The following is a 9,089-nucleotide window of genomic DNA, read 5'->3' on the forward strand; positions in this document are numbered from 1 at the left end:
GGAAGCTTCTCATCCATTGGAGTGCCGTCGAAGTTAGCATATTCAGCATTAAGACCAGTCTCCGGATGGCAGGCTGTTACAAGGTATTTCCTGCTGACTGTTGCAGCCTTTTTAAAGAATTCTCTGTCCTCTTCATATGCCCAGAGCGCAAATAACTCATAGAAGTGCGGCAAATGATAGGACGGATCTGTATGGGGGCTTCCCGGAACGAACAGGATCTGTCCATTATCTCTGTTCCACATAGGATCGCCCACTCTGCCATTTTCGCCCTTGTGAAGGCAGGCTCTAAGGATGTCCTTAGCCTGCTTACTATAATTATAGATTCCTTCTCCGTCTCCCCACCTGTGAGATGCGAAGAATAGCGCCATGGCAAAAAACTCTTCGCCATCTGGCGCAGGGCCATACGCATTCTTGGTTCCATCAAGCTGGCATGACCAGGCAAAATATCCCTCATTGACGCCTTCTTCCATGTACATGAAAGTCTTGGCCCATTTCCAGATCCTGTCGAACTCTTCCTTCATATCGAGCTGAACACACATCATCATTCCATAGGACATACCCTCTGTTCTGGCATCGTTGTTGCCAGTGTCCACAAGATATCCCATATCATTGCCTGCAGGGTGATAGATCCTCTCTTTTTCATCATAGAAAAAAGTATCTACAGCTTCCTTGATCTTCTTATCTATCTCTTCCTGCGTCTTACCTATCTCTCTGAATACATTTCTATAGGTTTTGTTCTCAAATGATCCCATAACTAATAAACTCTCCATTTTTATGCATTATAGTATTGAATATACTGCTATTATCATATTTACATATAGAGGTCTATTAGTCTTATCTTATATTGTCTTTTTCTATTTAATTATTGCCATAAAAATACCTGCAACCTTCGGTGAACTTAAGCCACCTTAGCTGCAGGTATTTTTATTCATTACAAAAGCGTAGCTATATCAAGTATTGCGATTAGATCATCTTCTTTCTTGGCAATACTGCTGATAAAAGACATCTCCTTACTGATAAAGGGAGATGAACCTTCAAGATCTCTGTCGTCAAAGGTAACTACTTCTCTTACATCATCTATGATGATGCCCATGAGCTTATCACCACCCATATCAAGAACTATAATACTGGACTTAGAGCCGAAAGTATCTTCGACACCGTTAAATCTTCTGTTAAGGCTCATAACAGGTATGATCTCTCCACGAAGATTTATTATTCCGGCAAAATAGGAAGGAGCTGCCGGAACTCTTGTTATAGCCGGAAGTTGAATGATGGAATCTACAAATGAAACATCTATTCCGTAAAGTTCATTAGAAACTCTAAATGTTATATATTTATTCTCATTTATTATCTGAGTCTTAGCTACATTCTCATTTGAAACTGCAGCATTCTCAACATTCTCATGTAAAGCCGAAACTCCAGCCTCAATCTCACTTAACTCAGAGCCATTCTCTACATTTTCATGTAAAGCTGAAACCCCAGCCTCAATCTCGCTTAACTCAGAGCCATTCTCTACATTCTCATATAAAGCTGAAACCCCAGCTTCAATTTCACTTAATACTGTATCGTCTTCATTCTGACTACTTACTAAAGCTTTCGCTGACATCTCATTTAACGCTAATTCAGCCATTTGTACCTCCTTATGCCACGAATGATCCTACATCAAGGACCAGTGCCAATTTATCTTCAAGAATCGATGCGCCACTAAAAAACTCATTTTCACTAAGTATTCCAAGTGACTTATTTATTATCTCTTTTTGCCCTACAAGGCTATCAACAACAAGTCCAAAGCACTTATCCTCATGCTTGCATACTATAACGATGATATTGCTCTTATCATTATCCAAAGGTTTAATATCAAAAATCTTATCAAGATATACCAGTGGAATGATCATGTCTCTTAGGGATATTACAGGCTCCTGATCAACAGTAGTGATCTCTGAAATATCTATATTTTCAATTGATATAATAGATGAAAGATCAATTGCAAAGATCTCATCACTTACCTGAGCTATAATAGCCTGATCGCCTTCATCTTCAGCTTTTGTATTTATCATTATTTCTGATAGTTCCATTTCTAACCTCGCTTACTTCAATACTTTTTCAATTAATTCTTTTGCTATATAATAGACATATCATGAGATAGTCTTTAATTTTGAATCATCACCCCTATCACCATTCACGGCATGAGGTAGATTATGATCGAATCCAAATATTCCACCAAACAGGTATGTCAGATTTTTAATGTTACAAGAGAAACTCTGCGCCACTACGAACGCCTTGGCATTTTAAATCCATATATTAATCCCAAAAACGGCTATAGAGAATACAGCTATTGGGATATCAGCACAATGGTTGATATTCTGAAATATCGCTCACTGGGCTTTTCCCTATCTGATGCCAAGGATGCTATTTTCGATATGAATTTTCCGACCATTGTAAATATGCTGGAAGACCATATCGATTATTACACTAACCTCATAACCAAGTATCAGCTGCTTCTTGACAAAGCAAAGCGGGATTTCCCGTATCTTCGCAGTGCCATGAACCATATAGGTGAGATTCACGAAGCCGACATTGTAGATCTGTTCTACATTCCTTACACCACCAAGCCCTCTGACGAGTATTTTCCGTCAATGCAGACTGCCTTTGATAACTCGCAGTTTTTTTCCACAGCATTATGTATTGACGGACTAAAGCACGGCATGGAATGTTACGGCCTTATCACCGAGAAAAGCTACGCAGACTTCCTAAAGATCAGTAATGGAATCATAATAGAAAAATCTCATGTTGTAAGTCAGATCATTGATGTAGTAGGCAGAGACCCTATTGATGAAACCATTGCTACTGATTTCAAATCATCTATAACCAGTATGTATTCAAGAGAGTTTGATATAATTTATGCAATACTTGTTTCAAGGTTCTATGACGAGGAAAAGAGGTATCATCAATACTATTTTGTTATCTCAAAGCTTGATTGATACCCCATTTGCCATATTTATTTGAAGAACTGCATCTCTCTGTTAAGCTGCTCAGCGATGTCCTTAAGGCTTGAAGCTGACTCAGCGAGTGTACTTACTGTAGCAGAAAGTTCCTCTACAGATGCGCCAGTTGACTCTGTTGCAGCTGCATTCTCTTCAGAAATAGCTGAAAGGGATGCCATAGCATCAGAAACGCTCTGATTAGAAGATACGCAAGTATCTGTTTCGCCTGAAATCTGAGTTACACTGTCTACAGTCTTTTCAATATCGCTTATCATTCCGTTTACAGCATCTATTGTTTCTGCAAGTGCAACCTGCTGTGACTTATTCTCTTCAATAATCTCGTTAGCTGCTCTAACAGCTGATGTAGACTCGTCAAGAAGTGTACCCATTACTTCATGGATCTCTTTGGCAAGCTTTTCAGAATCATCTGCAAGCTTTCTGATCTCCTCAGCAACTACAGCAAAACCCTTACCTGCATCGCCAGCTCTTGCAGCTTCGATTGAAGCGTTAAGAGACAGAAGGTTGGTCTGTGCTGCGATTCCGGATATACCCTCTACTCTTGCATTGATATCTGCTACTGCATTCTGTGTAGCTGAGATCTTATCTGCGATATCTACGATCTTGCCTGTCATAGCTTCACTTGACTCGTGGAAGTTGTTCAGAGAAGCGCTTGATGTTTCAGAAGCATTTCTCATACGATCTGCAAGACCGTTAAGACCAGTGGCTGATCCCTTAACATTGCCTATAGCTTCTGTGATCACGCCGGCATTCTCAACAGATTTCTGAACCTCTTTGGCCTGCTCTGTAGCACCTGTTACGATATCCTGAACTGCCTCTGCTACGCTCTCAGTTGTAGAAGCTATCTGGTTCGCTGTCTCAGACAATTCTTCTGAAGATGCATTTACAGTACCTGAAGATTCCTTGATGTGACCGACGATGCTCTCAAGCTTGTCTATAACTGAATTGGAATTGCCTATCATCTGGCCGAATTCATCGTTTCTGTTTGTATATTTATCTATTTTTCTAAACTCACCATTAGCAAGCGCTGAAAGGAGCTTGTTGACCTCTAAGATAGGATTTGTGAAGTTATTAGCTACATAAAGTGACAGTATAAGTACGAGAACTATCATTATCACTCCGACAATGATGATCCTGTTAGCACTTTTAGCTGCCTCCGCAACAACATCTGCTTCACTTACTGCTGCGCAGATAGTAAATCCTGACAGATCATTCTTGGTATAGCTAAGATATACAGGATAACCCTTAGCTGTACTTATATAGAAACCTGTTTTATCATCTGAAGACATATATGGTGATGATGAGAAATTCTGCGTTTCATCATCTGCTGCGATCTCAAACTGTGAATGAGCTACCATATCAGCATTCTTATCAACAAGGAAAGCCTCATCAGCCTCTGTCTCAAGAAGATCGTGAATATTATTAGGATCAAATGTTTTATGGACTACGCCAAGAACCTCATCGGTTTCAGTATCAGTTACAGGAACAGCTATACATATATTTCTTGTATTAGTAACAGAACTTACAAATACATTAGAAACATAAGGTGTTCCTTTTACAGCATTCTGAAAATAGTCTCTATCTGCAATGCTCTTAAGTGTTCCGCTGTCACTTCTAAGAACCATCATTCCGGTAGTGTCAGATACAACGATTGTGTTATCATCATCGAATGCTTCATTTATAGCTATCATCTGCTGCTTGACAGATGATGAATCTGTTAACTCTCCTTTGAGAAAAGAGATTGTAAGCGGAGATGAAGCAAAGCTTGTAAGAGCTGTAAGTGAGTTGTTGAACATCTTGTCAACTTCTGACTCTATGTACTTGGACTGCCACTCAATTGTTTCTCTAGCAGATTCCTTTGCACTTGCAGTTGAGCTGTTGTAACTGATCGAAACAGCTACGAGAAGCGGTATTATTGCTATTAACAGCATAAGGGCTATCAGCTTAGTCTTTACGCTATTTTTGAACTTAGAAAGTTTCATAAGACTTATTTCCTCCATAATTTATGTTTCCAGATACTCTTTAATGTATTTATCATTTCGGATTTATTGTTAGTTACTTGTTTGTTAGTTACTTGTTTGTTAGTTACTTGTTTGTTAATTACTTGATTGTTAATTACTTGTTTGTCAGTAGTATCTGTTATTCGTTATTCTTCATTTGTTATTTTATTAACACGTGCTTGTTTTTTATAAACCCGGTTGTTACCACCATGTCAACAAAAAAATCATAAAAAAATCACAAACCATTTTGCCCATTACAATAAAAAACAGTCTCAAACCAAGACTATGTCTGGATTTGAGACTGATTAAATTTTTATCATATTTTTAACATTTTTTGCAATTAAATAATTCTAACTAGATTTTCGGCATCCATATTCACATTTTATTTGCTTCTAAATCTTTGTGCTGTCTTAATAAGCTATTGTTTCGGGCTTAAATATAAAGTACATAATATTCAGGAGTATTATTCTTTAGGATATAAAGCGGGAATCCTCGGTAATTCAATTGCCGAGGAGTTCACTTTTATAATTTCACTTATGTTATAAGTATTTTCAATACGTTCAGAAGAAACTATGCAATCTACTCCTTCCAAGATTCTACGCTCTCATAAATCCCGACATCATACATCCACCAGCCGCGCCTGCAGCAAGCAGTCCGCTTATATTTTCCAAAGTGATCCCGCCTATACCATAAACAGGTAATGTCGTTACTGATACAGCTTCTGCAAGGAAATCCAATCCTTTTCCAGGAAGTCCCTTCTTACAATCTGTTTCAAATATATTACCAAGAACAATCTGGTCTGCCCCAAAGGATGCAGCCATGCGCACTTCATCTAATGTATGGCAGGAAACACTGATACTTATATGGTATTGTCTTTTAAGTTCCACTACCTCTTTCTTTTTTGTAACAAGCTTGTGCAAAGACATATGTACTCCAAGAAAGGGATATATACTAATGTATTTACTTACAAGACTAATATGGCTATGTATATACAATGTTATATGATTAGTATCCTGGGCCTTCTTATTCATAATTAAGAAGATAATTTTTAAAAGCAATTCATCATATTCTTTTTCGGTGATATCTTTTTCCCTAAGAATAATGGCTCTTGGAGACTTATCAACCACTTTTTCCATTTGGGCCATAAAGTCCCCATTAACTAAATGTCTGTTGGTAACAGCTATCATATTTTTATACATACACATAATCATTTAATACTGGCTGCAGTCCTCCATTTTCCATATCATTCATCATCCGGTCTATAGAACGATTATCACTTATCTCAAACTGCTCATCGCCTGCTGTCTCATCTCCTTGAGCTTCCCTCCTTACATCAATATGCCCGGTATCATCACTGTCATCGTATTTCTCCTTGTGATCACCTATACCTGTAGACACTCCGGCAGAAACCTTGGTTGCGCAGATCTTGGCAATGCCATTTCTGAATGCCGCTGACTCTCTGCTAGATACCGTTATACCTACATATGGAAGAAAGATCCTATATGCACAGAGAACCTGGCACAGCTCCTTTTCTCCCACATCACGAGGATTGATCTTGTCATTATTAACAATAGGACGCAAACGCGGACAACTTAGGGATAACTCAGCATGAGGATATTTTCTATTGATATAGTATACATGAAGTGCACTGGCAAGAGCATCCTTTCGAAAATCATCCAGTCCCAGTAGTGCAGAAAAGCCGGCGCCTCTCATTCCAGCCTTTAAAGCCCTCTCCTGAGCATCAAACCTATATGGCCATACCCTTTTGTGACCAAGCAAATGCAAGGTCTCATACTTATCACTATTATATGTTTCCTGGAAAACAGTTACATAGTCAGCCCCGCATTCATGCAGATATTTATATTCATCTGTATTTACAGGATAGATTTCTATGCCTATATTACGAAAATATTTTTTTGCAATCTTTAATGCCTCACCTATATACTTTATGTCAGAATAGCGTCTGCTTTCTCCAGTCAGCATTAGGATCTCCTCCATGCCTGTCTGTGCTATAACTGACATTTCATGGTCTATCTCTTCTAATGTCAACTTTTTACGTTTTATATTGTTATAGCAATTAAATCCGCAGTACACGCAATAATTTTGGCAATAATTAGCAATGTAAAGAGGGGTAAAAATATACACCGTATTTCCAAAATGCTGCTCAGTAAGAAGAGTTGCCTTCCTTGCCATTTTCTCCAAAAATGGAGCTGCCGCAGGTGACAGCAATGCTTTGAAATCTTCAATAGAACAGGTTTTGTGGCTAAGAGCATTGATCACATCTACTCCTGTATACTTAGAATAGTCATAATTATTCATCTTATCTATAACTTTATCCTTGATATCAGATTTAATGATCTCCATGCCTTCCATATATTCCATATGATTTGTTCGAAAGGAAGGATCCTGTTCCAGCCTGTGTTTTCTTTTTATAACTTCCTCCGGAAGCTTATCACTATCTATAAAATATATTTGATTTTCTTCATTCATTTTTCTGTCTTCTTTCTTTATTTATCGCAAAAAACCTGTAAGTGGATCTGAAGCACTTCCGCCTCTTGTAAGCACTCGCCCCATTCCTGTAAGATATGCTGCTCTGCCTGCTTCTATTGCCTTTTTGAAGGCACCTGCCATAGCCGGAACATCACCCGCAGTTGCTATAGCTGTATTGGCCATTATTGCTGCAGCGCCCATTTCCATCGCCTCGCAGGCCTGAGATGGGCGGCCTATTCCTGCATCCACTATGATCGGAAGTTCTATTTCATCAATGAGTATCTGAATAAATGCTTTGGTTTCCAGTCCGCTGTTACTTCCAATTGGAGAAGCCAGAGGCATGATTGCAGCAGCACCTGCATCCTTAAGGGCTCTGGCAACATTTAAATCCGGATACATATATGGAAGCACTACAAAGCCTTCCTGAGCCAGGATTTCTGTAGCCTTAACAGTCTCATAATTATCTGGCAAAAGATATTTAGAATCATTCATGATCTCAATCTTTACAAAATCCCCACATCCCATTTCGCGGCTCAGTCTTGCTATACGAACCGCCTCATTGGCATTACGTGCTCCTGAAGTATTTGGAAGAAGCGTTACTCCTTTAGGGATATAATCCAGAATATTTTCTTTTTGCGAAGTATTGGCACGGCGAACTGCAAGTGTGATGATCTCTGCGCCGCCCTGCTCTATAGCAGCTTCTATCAGGTTGATATTATACTTACCTGAACCAAGGATAAACCTTGAATTAAACTCATGTCCCCCAAGTACTAATTTGTCATTTTTCATTTCTTCTAGCTCTTTCATTTTTTACCTCTTATAAAAAAATTATTTTAGTTCCAAAATAAGTCTTATAACTTGACCGGCCTGATGCCCCGCAACTGTCAAAACACGTGGCGCCATCAGTCCAATGCCATCATCCACATCTGTTTTTTCATCACCACAGATATAAAGACGTTTCATTTTTTGAATAGTTTTTATATCATTGCAACTACCTACTCCCGCCATACCATTACCAGATACAATCACTGCGTCCGGCAATTCTTCAAGTAAGGTATTAACCAGCATTGCTTTCTGATCCGCCTTATCAAATGCTTCGCAAATGATCGTATAACCCTCAAAAATATCAGCAGCATTGTCTTCTGTAACCTTTGTCTGCATTATCTCAATGTCCAGATAAGGATTTATTTCTGCAAGTACTTCCAGAATAGCCTGCGTCTTTGGTTTACCAATTTGAGATATACCATAGGCCTGGCGGTTTATATTTGTAATATCCACAAGGTCAAAATCCACAAGCAGCATATGCCCAACACCAGACCTTGCCAGAGCCACAGCTATATTTGATCCCAGTCCTCCAAGACCTGCTATAGCAACTCTGGCATTTCTTAGTTTTACCTGAATTTCCTTACTAAATCGCTGGTCAAATGCCCTATCAAGCTCATCCCTAGAGATCATCAACCACCTCCCACAAAAGAAACAATTTCCACAGTGTCACCATTTTTTAATTCCCGTAAGTCATAATCACACCTTGGCAAAATGTCCATATTGATCTCCACAGCAACTTTGGCTTTGTCATACCCTTTGGAATCAATATACT

At 38.9% G+C, this 9,089-nt stretch carries 10 protein-coding genes; 1 reads left to right on the plus strand and 9 read right to left on the minus strand.

The window, feature by feature from the left end; translation table 11 throughout:
* From K6G87_RS06810 to K6G87_RS06820, 3 genes are all read right to left on the minus strand, one after another.
* Positions 1-752 (minus strand): glycosyl hydrolase family 8 (locus tag K6G87_RS06810; RefSeq protein WP_296835248.1); only part of this gene is annotated, 752 nt, incomplete at its 3' end.
* Between the two features lie 179 nt (positions 753-931).
* Positions 932-1,630 carry a chemotaxis protein CheW gene (locus tag K6G87_RS06815; protein ID WP_296835250.1) on the minus strand — a complete coding sequence of 233 codons (699 nt, stop codon included), beginning with the start codon at positions 1,628-1,630 and terminating at the stop codon, positions 932-934.
* 10 nt (positions 1,631-1,640) lie between these two features.
* Complete coding sequence (locus tag K6G87_RS06820) at positions 1,641-2,075, minus strand: chemotaxis protein CheW (protein WP_296835252.1); 435 nt, start codon at positions 2,073-2,075, stop codon at positions 1,641-1,643.
* Between the two features lie 123 nt (positions 2,076-2,198).
* On the opposite strand from K6G87_RS06820, the gene K6G87_RS06825 reads away from it, so the two are divergent.
* Positions 2,199-2,981, plus strand: coding sequence for a MerR family transcriptional regulator (locus tag K6G87_RS06825; RefSeq protein WP_296835254.1), 783 nt, complete (start codon positions 2,199-2,201; stop codon positions 2,979-2,981).
* Between the two features lie 17 nt (positions 2,982-2,998).
* Here the strand turns inward: K6G87_RS06825 and K6G87_RS06830 are convergent, their stop codons facing one another.
* The 6 genes from K6G87_RS06830 to thiS form a co-directional block, all read right to left on the minus strand.
* Positions 2,999-4,984: a methyl-accepting chemotaxis protein gene (locus tag K6G87_RS06830; RefSeq protein WP_296835256.1), complete on the minus strand. Its 1,986-nt coding sequence runs from the start codon at positions 4,982-4,984 to the stop codon at positions 2,999-3,001.
* Positions 4,985-5,598: 614 nt separating this feature from the next.
* A complete protein-coding gene (locus K6G87_RS06835; RefSeq protein WP_330669791.1) occupies positions 5,599-6,213 on the minus strand; it encodes a thiamine phosphate synthase in 615 nt (204 codons plus the stop codon).
* Entirely contained in the window at positions 6,194-7,492 is a 1,299-nt protein-coding gene (gene thiH, locus K6G87_RS06840; RefSeq protein ID WP_296835258.1) for a 2-iminoacetate synthase ThiH, read from the minus strand. The genes K6G87_RS06835 and thiH overlap by 20 nt, the downstream gene beginning before the upstream one ends.
* 21 nt (positions 7,493-7,513) lie before the next feature.
* The gene (locus K6G87_RS06845) at positions 7,514-8,281 is read right to left on the minus strand and encodes a thiazole synthase (protein ID WP_296835263.1); all 768 of its coding nucleotides are present in this window, start codon (positions 8,279-8,281) and stop codon (positions 7,514-7,516) included.
* Between the two features lie 39 nt (positions 8,282-8,320).
* The gene (gene thiF / locus K6G87_RS06850; RefSeq protein WP_296835259.1) at positions 8,321-8,947 is read right to left on the minus strand and encodes a sulfur carrier protein ThiS adenylyltransferase ThiF; all 627 of its coding nucleotides are present in this window, start codon (positions 8,945-8,947) and stop codon (positions 8,321-8,323) included.
* A complete protein-coding gene (thiS, locus tag K6G87_RS19925; protein WP_334304860.1) occupies positions 8,947-9,036 on the minus strand; it encodes a sulfur carrier protein ThiS in 90 nt (29 codons plus the stop codon). The genes thiF and thiS overlap by 1 nt, the downstream gene beginning before the upstream one ends.
* Between the last annotated feature and the right edge of the window lie 53 nt (positions 9,037-9,089).

The organism is Butyrivibrio sp., assembly GCF_024699075.1.